Source organism: Terriglobales bacterium (genome assembly GCA_035624455.1).
Taxonomy (GTDB): Bacteria; Acidobacteriota; Terriglobia; order Terriglobales; family Acidobacteriaceae; genus DASPRM01.
In genome coordinates this window covers 1-16,540 of sequence record DASPRM010000107.1, presented here as the reverse complement: position 1 = coordinate 16,540, position 16,540 = coordinate 1, and the positions used below count along the sequence as shown (strand labels likewise).

Here is a 16,540-nt window from a genome sequence, read left to right as displayed (position 1 = left end):
TCAGTAGTGAGATGCTGTACGACTTGCATTTGCCTCGGAGCTGCGCCTCGATTTCCCACCCTAGTAAGAACAGCCAGAGGGGCACGTCAGGGTCGTTATCCGATGTCGACTACTGAACCGGCTTCAGGTAATTCTGCACTGCCAGTTCGCCGATTTTCCTGCCCATCTCTTGACCCACGATTGTCGAATTGCGGTAGTGGATTCCTCCGTACATGCGGGCGGCGGAGACCTCGTCCATCCACTCCTTGATGCTGTTCCATTTGCGCACGACGCCGGGCGCGGTTGCGCTGGTCATGGTGAGAGTAGGCACGGCGCCGCGGCCAAATTCGGATTCCAGCACGGTGCCGGCAGCGGCCGAGGTGATGCAGTGAGCGCAGGGATATTCCGGATGAAGAGGGGTGTCGATCAGTGGCTCCCAGTCAGCTACACGGCTCATACCCGGGTTGCCACCTAGGTCGCCATTGCGAATGGCAGTAACTGGGCGCCAGAAATTGTAGGTGTATTTGGCGTCGAACACGGCAATGTAGGCGTCCGCGGCAGCAGTTTCTACGAACGCAAAGAGCCGCGCGTTATCGATCAAGCTGCGCGTGGGGATGTCCGCCAACTGGCGAACGATTGGGTCCCAGCTGGAGGGTCCGGTGATGACCCAGAAGCGAGCGATATCGGATTGTTCCGGCGTGCGGAGCGTGCTGGTCTTTCCGCCGATGTCTTTGATCTCATTGCAATCGCGAGCCCACTGTGAGCTCGTGAGTTGTGGCGGTGGCCCCGGACGGAATTGCGAAGTACGCTGCATTAGCCAGGGAGTTACGCTGCCCCACTGCGATCCGATCGGCAGCGTAGTGGCGATATACACGCCCGCGGTAGTCACGGGACGATAGGTGTTCGGCGCATTCGATCCATCGGAAGCGCGCAGTGAGATGATTTGTGAAGCCACTTTTTCTCCCACCGCCACGCCGGCGGTCTTTCCTTCGCCCGCGGGAATTTTCGCCAGCGAGACCGTGTAGGCGGAATCGAGAGAGGTTTTCTGTTCAGGAAACAGCGCTACTAGCGTGGCATGCGCTGCAGCTGCTGCGGCAGCCTCGGAAGACGCACCTGCGGGGACATCCAGCTTTACCTTGTATGGTGTATAGCGTCCCTGAATCGAGTTGACCGCGTCGAACATTGCGGTGTGGACTAGAGCGAGCGTGCGGGCGCCGACGAAAGGCAATTGTTTGGCGGTGATGGTGCTGGCTACAGCCTTTTCGTTCCATTCCGTGATCACATCGGAGAGGGCGGTGCAAGGAACCGCCAGAATCACCATGACTGCTAAGCACCGCTGAAGACGGCCGCTGGTCATACTACCTCCTTTTCCTAAGTTGAAGATCCCAGGAAAGAACTTTGCGCTTAGCTTGGCCAACGGAACGCGGCAGAGCCTTCCGTCACGTGTGACAAAGTCGGGCGCCAAAATAACTGGGGAGCAATTTACGGAAATGAAGGACCGATCTTGCAGCCCACCGCCTGCAAGATGCCAGTGGGGTCAATAGGCGGATTTTGCGCCGAGCCGTCTATTGAGTCAAGAAGAGAATAGCTGGCCCGCTCGCCAGGATCAGCGCTGGAAATAATCATGGCAGCCTGAGGGAAAACCTGAGCGTGTGACGGAGATCACAGATCAGGGTGGGCCCTAGCCCAAGAATAGGAAAGCTTAGATGTGGGGTCTTTCGGCTTGGGTCTAACAATGGAAAAAGCGCAGCTGGTGGCTGTGGAGAGGATTCGAGGCAGTATCATCAAGGCGAAGTGCTCGATCTGCGGTGTAGGGTTTGCGCAGCGTTATTTTGTTGACCCGGAAGAAGCCGAGCGCCAGATGCAGAAATACTTTTCCAGGCATGTGGCGGAGAGACATGCGGGGGACACAGCCGATAAGTAGCATCAGCAGCCGGTACGCAGGATTCAGCAGTCAGCATGCAGACAACCACGGTCGATTGCCAGTTTGCTAATTCCTGGCCACTAGTCTCTGGCTGCTCGATGATTGACGCTGGTGGGGAGCTACCGTACTCTGTAGGGTGGCCATGAACATTGCAGAAGCGACCCGCCTGCGCGTCGCTGAGAGTGTGACTGAGCTCGTGGGAGAGACTCCGATGCTGCGCCTGCGGCGGCTCGCTCCGCGACGCGCGGCTGACATTTTTGCAAAGCTCGAATATTTGAATCCCGGGTGCAGTATCAAAGACCGGGCTGCAGTTGGCATGATTCGCAACGCCGAGACCAGCGGCAGCTTGCGCCCGGGATCGACCATCATCGAGGCTACGGCGGGGAACACCGGCATCGGGCTAGCACTGATCGGGGTGAATCGCGGTTATCGGGTGATTCTGTGTGTGCCGCAAAAGTTTTCCAAAGAGAAAGTGCTGCTGATGCAAGCGCTGGGGGCGGAGGTAATTCGCACCCCAGACGATGAAGGCATGCAGGGCGCGATTAAACGGGCACGTGATCTGGCTAACAAGATCCCAAATTCATTTCTGCCATTGCAGTTTGAAAATCCTTCCAATCCCGATTACCACTACGAAACTACGGGGCGAGAAATTTTCGAGCAGATGCAAGGTCGGATCGACGCGGTGGTGCTGGGCGTTGGCACGGGAGGAACCTTTACTGGAGTAGTTCGGTACGTCAAGGAACGGCTGCCAGAGGCTCTTGGCGTCGCAGTTGAGACGCAGGGTTCGATACTAGCGGGGGGACAGCCGGGAGATCACAAGATTGAAGGCATCGGGGTCAGCTTCATTCCCAAGACCTACGATGGCAGCTTGGCCGATGAAATCATCATGGTGAAGGATCCCGACGGCTTCGAGATGGTGCGGCAACTGGCCCGCAAAGAAGGCGTACTCGCGGGATCGAGCGGCGGCGCCAACGTGTTTGCCGCCATGCAGGTGGCGCAGCGGCTGGGGGAGGGGAAGCGGGTAGTAACGGTGATTCCGGATTCGGCGGAACGATATCTTTCCAAGAATATCTTCGAGACGTACTGAAGAATTTAACCACGAACGGTCACGAAGACAGGACGCGGGCGCGCAGCGATCGCGCCCTTTTTTGTGGGTAAAAGAAAATGGCAAAAGAGCACAACAAAGAGATTGGTTTTGCCACTGCGGCTATCCATATCGGTTCGGAACCTGATGCGATGACGGGTGCGGTCAGCCCGCCGATCTACGCCACGTCCACCTATGTTCAGGAAGAACTGGGGAAGCCGAAGCTGGGATACGAATATGCCCGGGTGACCAACCCTACACGAGATCGGCTACAGGACTGCCTGGCGGCGTTGGAGGGTGGCACTGCGGCACGTGTTTTCTCCAGCGGGATGGCAGCGGTGAATGCCATCTGCACCATGATGAAGAAGGGCGAGCATCTGGTGTGCTCGCATAACGTGTACGGCGGTGTGCCGCGGCTGTTCAACCAGATCCTTACGAATTACGGCCTGGAGTTCACCTATGTGGATACGTCCCAGGTTTCACAAGTCGAGGGCGCGATCCGCAAGAACACGAAATATGTATACGTAGAGACGCCAACGAACCCGCTGATGTCGATCAGCGACCTGGCGGCGATCGCGAAAATAACACGGCGTAAAGGGGTGGATCTGGTTGTAGATAACACCTTCATGTCGCCTTATTTTCAGCGGCCTATCGAGCACGGAGCCGATATGGTATTGCACTCGACTACGAAGTTTCTCAACGGACACAGCGACGGACTTGGGGGAGTGGTGATCTGCACGACGAAGGAACAAGCAGAAGCGCTGGCCTTCATACAGAAATCTGCGGGCGCGATTCTTTCCCCGTTTGAATGCTGGTTAGTGCTGCGCGGCGTGAAGACGCTGGCCGTGCGCATGCAGAAGCACAATGAAAATGGTGAGCGGGTGGCGGAATTTCTCGCCGACCACCAAAAGGTGAAACAAGTCTTCTATCCTGGTTTGCCGAATCATCCGCAGCATGAGTTGGCTAAGCGTCAGATGTCAGGTTTTGGAGCGCTGATCACGTTCGAAAGCGGATCGCTGGGAAATGCCAAGAAGCTGTTGAGGCGTGTGGGGCCAGTGTGCTCGCTGGGAGAGTCTTTGGGCGGAGTGGAGACGTTGATTTCCCATCCCGCGACCATGACTCATGCGGCGCTGGGCGAAAAGGGCCGCAAGGCCATCGGGCTAACCGATGGCATGGTGCGGATTTCGGTGGGAATCGAGGATGTGGAGGACATTATCCAGGATCTCAACCAGGCACTTGCGGGCATTTGAAAACCTTTCACGACGAGGGACACGAAGGTCACGAATTGGAGCCGAGAACCACAAACCTGACTGCGAGACACTTAGGAGCCCCGCGGGCAAACTGCCTCTTTAGGCAGAAGCAGCGATCCAGGGCATGGTGAATTCAATCGAGTGGAATGCGGAGATCTATCATCGGATTTCGAACCCACAGTTCGAATGGGGCCTGAAAGTACTTGCCCGGTGCGAGTTGCGCGGCGACGAACACGTGATGGATGCCGGCTGCGGCACCGGTCGCCTGACGGCGGCGCTGTTAGAACGCTTGCCGCAGGGCCGGGTCACCGCCGTCGATCTTTCGTCAAACATGCTGGAAAGCGCACGTCAGTCTTTGCAGCCGAGTTTTGGCAAGCGAGTGCGATTTGCACAGGCTGACCTAGGACGCCTCGCGTTTGACGAAGAGTTCGATGGCATCTTCAGCACCGCTGCATTCCACTGGGTCAAGGATCATGCGGCGCTCTTCCGTGGATTGTTTCGAGCACTGGATCCTGGCGGCTGGCTGGAAGCGCAATGCGGTGGCGGTCCGAATCTGGCGCGGATTCGAGTTATGGCCAACCGGTTCATGGATTCCTCGGAAATACGGCCATTCTTCGCGAACTGGGAGGAGCCTTGGGAGTACGCCGACGCCGAGACGACGAAACGCCGGATGGAGGAGGCCGGGTTTGCGAAGGTCGAGACCTGGCTGGAACCGGCTCCGCTCGAACTGGCTTCAGAGGATGCCTATCGCGAATATCTGGCCTCGATAGTATTCCATCGTCACCTTGCCCCACTTCCGCAGCACTACAAGGGCAAATTTCTGGATGCGATAGTTGGGGAAGGCCATCGCCAGCTCGACTACTGGCGATTGAATCTGCGTGGGAAAAAACCGGCGTAGACAGCCCTGTTTCTCACTCGTCCTCGACCGGACCTATAGGGTCGCCGACGAGGTTGTAATAGACCTCCTTCTCTTTTTCTTTAGCCTTTTTTGGTTTCGTCGGCGGCGACACAGGTGCGGAATGGGCCGGAGGAGTCGCTGACAATGTGTCGGACTCTTGTGGGGACACTGCAGCTGGCTCTTCCCCGCGCATCTCCGATGGAACTTGTACGGGCTTATCCACGGGTTGGAGACGAGCGGGGACGGGCTTTTCAACTGGCTCTGATGTGCGAACCTGCATCTCCGCTGTCGTCGGCGAAGGGGCCGCAGGTGGCTGCTCTACTTGTCTTGGAGGGGATACTGGCTCTTCGGCGACCGTCTGAGCTGTTGAGGCAATTGGCGGCTCTACGGTTTTTGGTGGCGCAGAAGACAACTGCGGTGAGACGTCAGGCTTAACCGACGGCTGGGGTTCAGCGGAGGTTTCGGCGGCCTTTGGCGGAGCTATGATGGAAAGGGGCTGCGAAGCTGACCGCGAAACCGCCTTGGCGACTCTCACCTGTTTAACTACCTTCACCGTTCTTGCAGGTTTTGCCGGCGCTGGCGTTGGCCTCGGCCCGGTCCATCGGCGGATGAGCAGGAAAGCCAAGCCCGCTACTACCAGTTCGAAAAGCGAGCTGACAATTGCGGGGAAGCCAGGATCCGCTTTGCCAAGGAACTGCGTAACTTGAGGATCCGGTCCCGCGATCCCCGATAGGAACGGCAGCAGCAGGCCATTCGTAAGCGCAGACAGGCAGGCCCAAATAGCGTGGGCGAGTACCACAGCCGCCACGAGCAGCGCGATCCACTTGCCGGGAACAGGCGGCCAGGATTCAGAGGTGGAGTTCCTGGAAATTTCGTCCATGATTATGTGATGCAAAATTGTAAGACAAAATTCGGGTGGGCGCTGGCTGAGAGGCGAAAACCTTTCATCACAAAGGACGCCTAGGGAAACCTAGAGACGGCACCTGTAGTGGCGGACTTTCGGCTAGTAGGAACTAACTCAGCACGGACTCGCTGATCCAATCCAAATACGCCTGGCTGCCAGCTTCGATGGGGAGCTGGATGCACTCCGGCAGTTCGTAGGAGTGAAGCTGGCGAATCGTGTCGTGGACGCGATCGAAGAGATCGGAGCTGGTCTTAACAAGCAGCAGGAATTCGGTCGCGTTCTCCACCTCCCCCTTCCAACGATAGATGGAGCGGATCGGCCCAACGATATTGACGCAAGCAGCCAGCTTCCGCTCGACAAGCGCCTGGGCGATCGTGATTGCTTCGGACTCAGTTTCTGCAGTAGACAGTACGACCCTTTTATCAGTCATTGTTTACAATTGTTGCGCTTTTCGCGATCCCCTGAAAGCCTTTCTGCGACATCCACTCTACTGACGTGCGAGCTGATTGCCGGCCGCAAGGAGAGCCTGGTAGCAGCTGCAGGAAATATTTGCCAAAGTTGGTTCCTTTTATCCCTTGCGAGAGAACTTCCGCTTGACCCCTGAAGTAAAAGAGAAGTTCACTACCAAGTTGCGATCGGAGAATTGTAAAGCCAGCCGTCCTCACTCCAGATGAGGCTGAGAGTTTGTAGCGAACAGCGAGAGTCTTTAAGTCGATCGTAATCAAAACGGGCCGGGAGCGAATGCCGGAAGAATTGCAGGAGTTGATAAGAAGGTGGGAGCACTGGCAGAGGGTCCGGACTCTTGCCGAAGGTTTCTATCGGCGGCGCCGGCAGGTGGCCACTGCTGGGGTTGGCGCGCTGGCAGTGTGGATGGCGTTTCACGTGATCTGGGGCGCCAATGGCATGGTGATCTACGAGAACAAGAAAGCGGAATACCGCCAGTTGCAAGACGAAGTGAACTCTATGCAGAAGGAAAACCAGGCGCTGACACGACAGGTTGACAAGCTGAAACACGACCCGCAGGCGATCGAGCGGGAAGCTCGCGAGCAATTGCGCTACGCCAAGCCGGGCGAGGTGATCTTCCTGCTGCCCACACCGACTCCCAGTCAGAAGCCACCGGTGAATGCGGCGAAGAAGTAAGAACCCGCCCAACCCTGCCTACCCCTTTCAGTGGCAAAACAAACAGTGGAATTGGCGGGAGACAGAGCGGAGTTGAAACGGGCAGCCTCGGAATTTGCGCCTCGTCCCAGAACTGAGGATTCCTGTTGCCTTTCGATGCTGCGGAAGATAAGAATCGTGATGTGGGGAAAACAGTCAAACTTCTTAGGAGATGGAATATGAAGAGATTGGTGGGGTTTTTAGCTGCGGCTTGCCTGATTGCGGCCCTAAGCACGGCTTCCTTTGCCGGAGACGCTTCAATGACAGGCTGGGTAAGTGACGCAAAGTGCGCCGCCCACGCTGGTCCAGGCAAAGAAGCGTGCGCCAAGAAGTGCATCGAGGCGGGCGAGAAAATGGTATTCGTGACCGATCAGGATCGGAAGATTCTGAGCGTGGATAATCCCGACGCTTTGAAAGATCACATCGGCCATCACGTGAACGTAAAAGGGAGCGTTAAGGGAGAGGCGCTGCACGTAGACAGCGTAACGATGCTGGGAAGCTAGATGCTGGAGTACAGGAAGCCTAACTCATGAGGCTTGCGACCAAGGGCAAGCCGTCGACGACATTGTGCACCAGGATGCACGGCCAGACGCTTCCTGTGCGTTCCCGACCCGCGGCGCCAGCGCGCAGATCAGGTCCAAGTAGATTAGGGTGAAAAACAGAAGCAGACGCTTGTCGAGGCGCTGGTGATTCCATCGAAGCGCGACAATGAGCACGGGAAGCAGCAAGCCGATCCAGAGCGAGCCCGTCGCGACCGCCTGCAGCAGGAAAGATCGTTTCATTTTGTGGGTCCCTCGCGAGAAATACGCAAGGCTTAGGGAAGAGGTTCCTTGGGTCTCTGGCGGTCTGATATTTGCGGGAGACCAGGATTATGAACGGAAGGGAAAACAAGGGACTCCTGTTAGAGGGGAGTGACATCTAGAGGAAGGTCCGAAAACGATTCCGCACAGTATCGAAAATATTTTCGGTTTCCCGCGCCAATCCTGTGATCTCGTAGCGTTGCGCCCGCAGTCGCCCGATCCGGCCCATGTTTGCGGCGATTTGTTTATCCTGAAGGATCTTCAACGTGGCCTCAGCAAACCCCTCTGGCGTTATCGGGTACACCAGGGCCGCAGCGCCATCGCGGCCAACACATTCAGGAATCCCGTCCACATCCGACGCCACGATGGGTATGCGGCTGGCCATGGCTTCGATCAGGACGCTGACGAACGCGCCTCGCCGACTCGGATGGACAAAGCAATCGAGCGCGCTGAGCAGCCTTGGAACATCCTCGCGATACCCTGTAAACACGACCCTGTCCGACAGCCCCAAATTGGACACCAACTGTTGCAGATTCCGCAGGTATTCCGCGCCATGATCGTCGAAGGGTCCTCCAACCAGGAGGAATCTTGCTTCTGGCAGCGCCTTTGCCACAAATGCCGCCATCTGCAGGAAAATCTCCTGTCCCTTCATGGGAGTGATTCGAGCCACCATCCCCACTATCTTTTCGCCCTGGTCCCAGCCTAATTCGCGGCGCACCTGCAGGCGGTCTCCGTCCCGATAAGGCGAAAGCTCGCGGCCATCGGGTACGAGCCACAGCCTGCCAGCGACGTCGGCCGGCGTAAGTTTGCCGACGCTAAACAGGGCATCTGAGACCGCTTTGGAGATCACAATGATTCCGTCAGACTTGCGAAGAGAGCTGTCCACGGGTTCTGTCACCATGTTGCGGACGTGCACGATAAGAGGAACGCAGGTGATCGCACAAGCTGCCACTACGAGCGAAGCCTCAAAATGGAGATTGAGATGCACCAACCGGATATTGTTTTTCCAGATTATCCAGGCTAGTCGGAAGATCCTGATCATCCTCCTCAGCATCCAGCCACTCCCCGATCGAACTGTGACATTGAGCCGATGTACCGGATAGTTTCTACGACTTAATTCCGTGAGGAATCGACCGCGGCCGGGAACAACGAAGTGTGGCCGCCATTCCGGTCCGAGGCGCTCGACGACGGGGAGCAACGAACGTCCGCCACCGTAGAAGTCGGCCCCGCTGCTAACAAACAGAATGTTCCTGGAAGGCTGCATGTGGATATGAGCTGGATGGTTTTCTTTCAACGCCAACCTGCAGGTACAGGAAGGGGGTGTTTTCGGCTTCGAGGTAGAGGGGGCAAAACGCGGGGTTGTCGATCACCTCTGCAGCGGGGCGTACATTGATCCCGGATGGCTCGAGAACTCCTACGCCATGCCAAGGTAGCAGGCTATTACCGCGGCGCACCATCCACAGAGCCAGTCGTTGAGGACGTACTTTGGTTGTCGCATGAATGCTGTTGGGGAAGCAGGAGGGGCGCGGATCAAACATGTGAAGCAACGTATCCCGCATGTGATAGGCCAGCATGGCTCGATGTACCCGCCGTTCCAACAAGTGGTGGGTGGGTGCCAGCCTTCCGGTATGAGCCTGTGACATGATTTCGCGCATCAGGCCAGCAGGCCAGCTACGCAGGTTCAGCATACCTATTGTCTTTGCGAAGCAGTCGTTCCATTCCGGGGTGCATTGCTGATCTCGCCACCATCCGCGTGTCACGCGCCACGCTATTTGCTTGGCACATTCCAGGTCATAGTGGTTCTGCTCGAGCAAGTCGAGGAGATCATGAGTGCGGATGAAGGTATTGGCTCCCAAGACGTGTATCAACCTGGATAGATAAGATTCGTATTGGCGAACTTCGCGCAGGGGCACACCAAAAACATCGGCTATATAAGAGCCGTCATGGATGAGATGGATCTCCAGTCCGGGTTCGTAAATGGCTGTGATCTCATCACGCAGTTGACGCAGTTTCAAGAGCGCGGCAAGTTCGGCGGAATCTGGCAATTGGCGAACTCCCACCTTGACAGGGTTTCCAACTTTGAAGGGGAAGGCCATCAAGGTAAGCCTCACCGGATGCGAGAGCGAAACCGATGCTTGTATCGCGGCACGCATGCTGACTTGACAGAGGTCGAAGCGCATCCGTTCGAGACTGCCCTTTCGATACGCGCTGGAGGTCAGAATCTGAAGGATGGAATGCACGGTATCGGGGCCAGAATGGGTAACCGGGCGCCGGGACCGGTGCTGAAGGAGCCAATCCAGTACGTCAGCGAATGATGCCCGCCGAGCTTCCCAGCATTTTGTCGGCGGGGCCGACAGGGGCAAGTTCGTAATTGTTTTGAGTGCAATCTCAGGCATTCTTGGGCTCGTTAAACTGAAAGCTCAGATTTCTACTCAAAATGGGGGACGAGAGTGTTCGATCGTAGTGCCGATAACGATCAGCTTGGATAATTCGCTTTGCCTGATTTGAGCAATTAAGCTTCCCCGAGAATACGATCGTAAGCTATTGATTCTTACCCAGGATTAATGGCAATCCCGGGCCAGAGTGCGCAACGATTTGCACTTAATGTGCTAAGTTCTGCCTCGAACCTGTTGCGGTTGCGATGCATGTGACAAAGAGAAAAGCCGCCCTGAAGGGCGGCTTGATAGTTTGGAGTCCGAATGTTAGCGAGAGAGTTTGCGACGGATGACGCCAGCAACACCGAGCAAGCCGGTTCCGAACAGCATCATGCTGCCGGGCTCGGGAACGGGGACACCGGGCGTGCCTGGAACATTGTCTCCAGCTGTAGTGCCAAAAGAGAACTGTACGTTGCTGATAGTGGTGTCTACGTTGATCCCCGCGATCGACAATACAAAATGACCGGTACCCTGAACGAATGGGTTGTGGGGGTCCCCCGGTGGGTCGTGCGCTATCGAACTGTTCGCGTTGGGGTAGGAGGTATCGCCCACCACTCCACCGAGGATCGTGTGAGCCGGCGTGAATGCTGCGCCCGCCAGGCCATTCAGGTGGTAAGTACCGCCTGAATTTGTAATAGCCCAGCCAACCGGGTCGGTGCCCGTGACGGTGATCGGGGACGCTGTGCCGTTACCGGCCACGTTAACGAATGTTGCGGACGAGGATGAGACGAACCCCGAACTGGTTGTGTTATTCAGAGTGAAGAACAGATCACTGAGATTCTGGCCGACATTTTTCATTTGAGCGGCGGTTAGCCCGTTTGACAGATCAATGGTCAGCGTCCCAGAACCTGTGTTAAAGATTACTGAGGCGTTGACGGGATCACCACCGCCGTTCGTCGCCCCAGATGCGGTTGAGAAAGTAAATGTGTTTGCTACTGCACTCAAAGAGAAGGAGCAAACAACAAGTAACGCCAGCAAAAGGATCCCAAGTTTGTTACGGTTCATTGAGACTCCGCATTTGGTCAGGAGGGTCGCTGATGCGATGCCGCCGGCAGACGTGCCCTCTTTTGTTGATTTCCCCTACTGCGTCTAAACATTGAGCAATTACCATTCCCCGCTTCAAAACTCCGCAAGCCATTGATTCTTATCGAGTCTTGCTGTTTTTTCCCACAAGGGGAATGTGCAGCAAATTGCACTCTTCAGTCCTCAGGTTTTCCCTCAAATTAGGCTAATTACCTAAAGTAATTACTATAGTTCTGCTCGGCCCATGGAGATTTCGAATTCCGACTTCCAAGCCAATACGCCCCTGCTTCCGCGTGGGTGACTACCAGCCGGGAATCGTCCCGAACACCTGCAAAGATTTATTGAAAAACGGCGATGAACGCAATACAGCGATTTGGGTAATTGCTCAAAAGAAACCTGAAGGTCTGCGATTTTCCAGCGTTAAGAACAGCGATTTGCCTGCTCGGGGGGCGCTTCTGGGTTCGTCAATCCAGGCTGCTGTCCGGAATTGGGTGCGTGGGCCGCTATTCAATTACCTGCCCATTGGCATCTGCATCGAATCCGCGGCGAGCAGGGTCGACGTTAACGAGCACTTCGCGGAGGAAGATCGCAGTCTTCCAGACTCTTTCGTTCGTGAGCGAACCGGCATATACTCCGCGGGGCGTGGGGGTCTGTGCGGGTCCTGGCCGTCCGTCCTGCAAATTTGGGGGAAATACATGAAAGAGATCTATGAGCTGGTGAAGGACCGTGACACGTTTTTTGTGGAATCGAACATCAGCGTGTTGGAAGCCGCCCGCTACATGACGGAGAAAAATGTGGGGGCGGTAGCGGTAGTGCGAGTGCAGGAGCTAGTGGGGATTTTTTCCGAGCGCGATCTGATGAAGCGAGTGGTAAGCGAAGGTCTGGATCCGCGAAAGACGCGGGTGGAAGACGTCATGACCAAGGACCCATTCGTAGTGTCGCCGCACGAGACGCTGGACAAATGCATGCGGCTGATGAAGGAACACAATTTCCGGCATCTGCCGGTTTGTGATGGCAGGAAATTAAAAGGACTGATTTCCCTGCGGGACCTTCTGCTCCACGACCTCGTGGAAAAAGAGGGAGAAGTGCACATGATGCGGGCGTATATTAGCCAGGGATAGGTCCAGCGGTTGCAGTTCAGCGATTCCCCAACGGGCGGCTTCTGCTGCACGTGTCAGAGCAGGAGTTGGCCAGCTGCAGTGTCAGTTACTGCTAGTTTACGGGTAGTTCGAAAGTCAAGGTCCCCAGAAAGTTCAGCTCTGACGGTGGCTCAGCTGGTTTTTGTGCAGCCGGCTGGTTACTTTTGTCTAACAGCCCTCGTGTGATCGCTTGCGAGTAACGAATGCTAGAATCGGCATACTGGTTACTTAAAAAGTGCACGTGCGCAAGACTGCAGCGACTGTTTGGGTGAATGGAGACCGGCTTGCTAGTCGTGGCGTACATCTGATGGAAAAAGTGGCATCAACCCGAACCTCCTCCGTCTGCGTGTTCTCCGCTCATCCGCTGGTACTGCAGCAGTTTCAGAAGTTGCTGGGAGCCTTGTCTGTGAGCATTCGGGGAGAGCTCTATGATGCGCCGCTGGTGTCGGATTGCACGACGACGGCGGTTCCTGAGGCGCAAATCTACGTGGTTGATTCGAATGCAGTCCGCTCGATAGAGCCACTTATAACGGCCATTTTCGAGCGACGGCCGGAAGCACAGGTGCTGGTGGTGGGGGACGGGTTTAACCAGGAGAGTTATTTTCGCTATTTGCAACTGGGCGCCAAGGGATTACTTTCATATGCCGATGCAGAACTGCAGCTTGCGAGGGCCGTACGATCGGTTGCAGCCGGTGGATACTGGGTTCCGCGGCAGATTCTGGCACGTTTCGTAGATTCGATTCTGAAGGCGCGCAACGGTCCTCAGCTACGAACCAACAGCGTAAGCAACCGCGAAAGGGAAGTGCTTGAGGGATTGCTGGACAACCTCTCCAATAAAGAAATCGCCGTCAAGCTCAACATCTCAGAGCGGACGGTGAAATTCCACGTATCCAATCTGCTGTCGAAATTTGGCGTGCAGCGACGGGCGGATCTGATCCTGCTGTGGTTTCAGAATGCGAATAAACCATTGGCAGCGGAGGAATCCGACAAGTTGCATCGCGTGGTCATGTAGAGCTGCGGAAGACTTGTTCGCCATGTTTTTTTTACCCGCAGCGAGTAGCTTTCGCCCCTAACAGTTTCCACAGCCTGCAATAATTCCCAGAAAACTTGTTCGAAGGTGGCTTGGTCAAGGGATTGCTTAATTGGTCTGCTCCATTCAATTCAATCCCAGAAGCAGCGAGGGAGAGCTATGACCAAGCTCGCGAAGCAGGTCCCAGTTTCGGAAGGATTTTCCACAGATGGCGTGCGCTACCGACTCTTTCAAGTGCGGCTGGAAAGACTCAATCATGACTGCGGACCTGACTGCTTGTGCTGGGGAGAGAAAGACCGTGACCACCACTCCGAAGCGCGTGTCCAGATGGTTTACAAGACGTTGGAACACTGACTGCGTGTAATGGTGCAGAAGGAGTGAATTCAAGTTCACACAAGTGTGCAAGTTTCTGCACTGAAATTTTCCACTCGCACTGTAACCTGAGGCTAATCATTCGCTTACTGTGGAATTGCTCGTGCGCATAGATGTGCACCCTGATCGATCGGGGCCACTATGCGGGGCGTTACCTCGGTTTGGGCAACGCGTCGCGAATTGCTGGTGTTCCGAAGGTTCATGGGTTACTCTGGCCAAGAGGACATGCACCAATGCGCAGCGCATGGCTCGTGCTTCTGTTTGCCGTCGGCTCCCAGGCTCAGGTTTCCAATCCTCCGGTGCAATTATCGAGTGCGGCCCTGGTTTCCGATTCGACCCAACTGGAAAGCAGTTCCCGAGACACGTCCGATACGGGAAGCGGAAGTCTGCTCGCTAGGGGAGCGGTTGCCGATCCCTTGATACGTCCCTCCACGGGCGGGCTGGCGGACGCTGCGCCGGTGGAAATGACAGCCCCATCGCACCAGCTTGTTGAGACGAAGCCGGAAACGGCGTCGTCGCGTAACAAGCGAATCTGGTTTTCCTTGATGGCGGTACAGCATGCAGCCGCAGGTTTCGACGCCTGGTCGACGCGACAAGCGATCCAAAGTGGCGGGCAGGAATTGAATCCTACGTTGAAGCCCTTTGCGCATTCGGCTGCTATTTATCCTGCCCTACAACTCTGGCCAACTGGCATGGACTATCTTGGGCGCAGAATGATGCGCAGCAGTAATCCGCTCTATCGCCGGTTCTGGTGGGTGCCACAGGCGGCCTCCACGGCGACGTTTCTCACCTTTGGGGCACACAATCTGACCTTGAGATAGCGAATTTCTGCCTACGCGCAAGATTGGGCCTTAGGCATAGCCTTGTGAGGTTCCTTCCCTCGGCACCATACGGCATTCAGCGTTTTGCGACTACCCAGGCTCACCTTTATGCTTATGGTATGACTGTGCGACTGGGCCAGCAGGAATTCCTTAATCTGAGCAGTTTGCTTCGGTTTACTTTCATTGCTGGTCTCAGTTAAGGTGAGTTTGATGAAGATAGCGGTAGTGGGTTCGGGATACGTAGGGCTGGTGGCGGCGGCGTGCCTGGCGGAGCTGGGACATGAAGTGTTCTCCATCGACAACGACGAGCAGAAAGTGGCCCAGTTGCGGCGCGGGGAGGTGCCGATTCACGAAGCGCATCTTCCGGAACTGCTGGCGAAATACGCTGGGCGGCGCATCAGCTTCACCAGCGACCTGAGAGCGGCGGTAGCAGCCAGCGACGCGGTGTTCATTGCGGTGGGAACGCCTCCTACGGAAGAGGGAGAGGCGGACCTGTCGTATGTGGAAACGGTGGCGCGGGCGATTGCCGAAGCGGTGAATGGTTACAAGGTGGTGATCGAGAAGAGCACGGTACCGGTGCTGACCAGCCAATGGATTCGCAAGGTGATGCTCTTGGACGGAGCGCCGGCCGACCTGTTCGACGTGGCTTCGAATCCTGAATTCCTGCGGGAAGGTTCGGCGGTCTCGGACTTTCTCTATCCGGATCGCATCGTAGTGGGAGCCGACAGCCAGCGTTGCGCCGGCGTGTTGCGCGAGATCTACGCTCCCCTGACCAGCGGGACGTATTACAAGGAAAATACGCTGGTGCCCAGACCGAGCGGGGCAGTCATTCCTCCGCTACTGATCGTGACCAGCACCAAGAGTGCGGAGATCATCAAGCACGCGTCCAATGCATTTCTGGCGATGAAGATTTCCTTTATCAATGCGGTGGCGAACATCTGCGAAGCGGTGGGGGCCGACATCCGGGAAGTGTGCGAGGGAGTGGGGACGGACGCGCGCATCGGGAGGAAATTTCTCAACCCCGGCATTGGCTATGGCGGGTCATGTTTTCCCAAGGATCTGAAAGCCTTCTCGGCGGTGGCGCGGGAGTGCGGCTACGACTTCCGGCTGTTGGAGGAGGTCATGCAGATTAACGCGGCGCAGAAACAGCGGTTCGTGCGCAAAGTTCGAAATGCGCTGTGGACCTTGAAAGGGAAGCGGCTGGCGGTGCTGGGGCTGGCCTTCAAGGGAGGGACCGACGATATTCGGGAATCGCCGGCGGTAGAGCTGGTGCGGGTGCTATTGAAAGAGGGCTGCCGAGTGCGGGTGTTTGATCCTGCGGCGATGAAGAACGCGCGCGAAGTGTTATCCGGCCCGGAAGTAACCTATTGCAGCTCGCCCTATGAAGCGGCCGCGGGAGCCGATGCCTTGCTGATCCTGACCGACTGGCCCGAGTTTGCCCAGCTGGACTTAGAACGTTTGCGCGCATTGCTGGCGTATCCCATCGTGGTTGATGGCAGAAATTTGTATCAGCCCAGCACCATGGCAGCGGAGGGGTTCCTCTATTACAGCGTCGGAAGGCCCGATGTGCAGCCAGCGGAGGCCAGCGGGAAGAGCCTCCAAAAAAATCGTAGAGAAAAGTGGTCAGCCGCGATCGCCTGAAAAAGCGTTAAGGCATAGACAGCGCCGTTTGCCGCACCGTCACGCGTATGCCTCGTGATCTGCCTGTCGCTGATTTATGGCG

At 56.3% G+C, this 16,540-nt stretch carries 17 protein-coding genes; 10 read left to right on the top strand and 7 right to left on the bottom strand.

From position 1 onward, the window contains the following. Nucleotides 1–109: 109 nt before the first annotated feature. Nucleotides 110–1,336, bottom strand: a complete 1,227-nt coding sequence (locus tag VEG30_11995; GenBank protein ID HXZ80646.1) for a vanadium-dependent haloperoxidase — start codon at nucleotides 1,334–1,336, stop codon at nucleotides 110–112. Nucleotides 1,337–1,714: 378 nt separating this feature from the next. On the opposite strand from VEG30_11995, the gene VEG30_11990 reads away from it, so the two are divergent. From VEG30_11990 to VEG30_11975, 4 genes are all read left to right on the top strand, one after another. Next, nucleotides 1,715–1,903, top strand: coding sequence for a hypothetical protein (locus tag VEG30_11990; protein HXZ80645.1), 189 nt, complete (start codon nucleotides 1,715–1,717; stop codon nucleotides 1,901–1,903). Between the two features lie 142 nt (nucleotides 1,904–2,045). Then, nucleotides 2,046–2,990 (top strand): cysteine synthase A, encoded by a 945-nt coding sequence (cysK, locus tag VEG30_11985; protein HXZ80644.1) that lies wholly within the window; start codon nucleotides 2,046–2,048, stop codon nucleotides 2,988–2,990. Nucleotides 2,991–3,067: 77 nt separating this feature from the next. Beyond that, a complete protein-coding gene (locus VEG30_11980) occupies nucleotides 3,068–4,237 on the top strand; it encodes a PLP-dependent aspartate aminotransferase family protein (protein ID HXZ80643.1) in 1,170 nt (389 codons plus the stop codon). 124 nt (nucleotides 4,238–4,361) lie between these two features. Beyond that, the gene (locus tag VEG30_11975; GenBank protein HXZ80642.1) at nucleotides 4,362–5,135 is read left to right on the top strand and encodes a methyltransferase domain-containing protein; all 774 of its coding nucleotides are present in this window, start codon (nucleotides 4,362–4,364) and stop codon (nucleotides 5,133–5,135) included. Nucleotides 5,136–5,148: 13 nt separating this feature from the next. Here VEG30_11975 and VEG30_11970 read toward each other — a convergent pair whose 3' ends face one another. After that, nucleotides 5,149–6,015 carry a hypothetical protein gene (locus VEG30_11970; protein HXZ80641.1) on the bottom strand — a complete coding sequence of 289 codons (867 nt, stop codon included), beginning with the start codon at nucleotides 6,013–6,015 and terminating at the stop codon, nucleotides 5,149–5,151. Between the two features lie 133 nt (nucleotides 6,016–6,148). Further along, nucleotides 6,149–6,469 carry a divalent-cation tolerance protein CutA gene (gene cutA / locus VEG30_11965; protein ID HXZ80640.1) on the bottom strand — a complete coding sequence of 107 codons (321 nt, stop codon included), beginning with the start codon at nucleotides 6,467–6,469 and terminating at the stop codon, nucleotides 6,149–6,151. Nucleotides 6,470–6,780: 311 nt separating this feature from the next. On the opposite strand from cutA, the gene VEG30_11960 reads away from it, so the two are divergent. Next, the gene (locus tag VEG30_11960) at nucleotides 6,781–7,179 is read left to right on the top strand and encodes a septum formation initiator family protein (GenBank protein HXZ80639.1); all 399 of its coding nucleotides are present in this window, start codon (nucleotides 6,781–6,783) and stop codon (nucleotides 7,177–7,179) included. Nucleotides 7,180–7,376: 197 nt separating this feature from the next. Then, on the top strand, nucleotides 7,377–7,700 hold the full coding sequence (locus tag VEG30_11955; protein HXZ80638.1) for a hypothetical protein: 324 nt from the start codon (nucleotides 7,377–7,379) through the stop codon (nucleotides 7,698–7,700). A 24-nt stretch (nucleotides 7,701–7,724) separates the two neighbouring features. On the opposite strand, the gene VEG30_11950 is transcribed toward VEG30_11955, so the two are convergent. From VEG30_11950 to VEG30_11935, 4 genes are all read right to left on the bottom strand, one after another. Beyond that, nucleotides 7,725–7,979: a hypothetical protein gene (locus VEG30_11950; protein HXZ80637.1), complete on the bottom strand. Its 255-nt coding sequence runs from the start codon at nucleotides 7,977–7,979 to the stop codon at nucleotides 7,725–7,727. A gap of 136 nt (nucleotides 7,980–8,115) precedes the next feature. Continuing rightward, nucleotides 8,116–9,039 (bottom strand): glycosyltransferase, encoded by a 924-nt coding sequence (locus tag VEG30_11945; protein HXZ80636.1) that lies wholly within the window; start codon nucleotides 9,037–9,039, stop codon nucleotides 8,116–8,118. Nucleotides 9,040–9,229: 190 nt separating this feature from the next. After that, entirely contained in the window at nucleotides 9,230–10,177 is a 948-nt protein-coding gene (locus VEG30_11940) for an L-tyrosine/L-tryptophan isonitrile synthase family protein (GenBank protein HXZ80635.1), read from the bottom strand. Nucleotides 10,178–10,699: 522 nt separating this feature from the next. Continuing rightward, nucleotides 10,700–11,437 (bottom strand): PEP-CTERM sorting domain-containing protein, encoded by a 738-nt coding sequence (locus tag VEG30_11935; GenBank protein HXZ80634.1) that lies wholly within the window; start codon nucleotides 11,435–11,437, stop codon nucleotides 10,700–10,702. 713 nt (nucleotides 11,438–12,150) lie between these two features. Here VEG30_11935 and VEG30_11930 point away from each other — a divergent pair. The 4 genes from VEG30_11930 to VEG30_11915 all read left to right on the top strand — a co-directional run bounded on the left by VEG30_11930 (nucleotide 12,151) and on the right by VEG30_11915 (nucleotide 16,458). Continuing rightward, nucleotides 12,151–12,576, top strand: a complete 426-nt coding sequence (locus VEG30_11930; GenBank protein HXZ80633.1) for a CBS domain-containing protein — start codon at nucleotides 12,151–12,153, stop codon at nucleotides 12,574–12,576. A 259-nt stretch (nucleotides 12,577–12,835) separates the two neighbouring features. Then, the gene (locus VEG30_11925) at nucleotides 12,836–13,606 is read left to right on the top strand and encodes a response regulator transcription factor (GenBank protein ID HXZ80632.1); all 771 of its coding nucleotides are present in this window, start codon (nucleotides 12,836–12,838) and stop codon (nucleotides 13,604–13,606) included. Nucleotides 13,607–14,229: 623 nt separating this feature from the next. Then, on the top strand, nucleotides 14,230–14,817 hold the full coding sequence (locus VEG30_11920) for a hypothetical protein (protein ID HXZ80631.1): 588 nt from the start codon (nucleotides 14,230–14,232) through the stop codon (nucleotides 14,815–14,817). Nucleotides 14,818–15,027: 210 nt separating this feature from the next. Further along, nucleotides 15,028–16,458 (top strand): UDP-glucose/GDP-mannose dehydrogenase family protein, encoded by a 1,431-nt coding sequence (locus VEG30_11915; protein ID HXZ80630.1) that lies wholly within the window; start codon nucleotides 15,028–15,030, stop codon nucleotides 16,456–16,458. Nucleotides 16,459–16,540 lie beyond the last annotated feature (82 nt).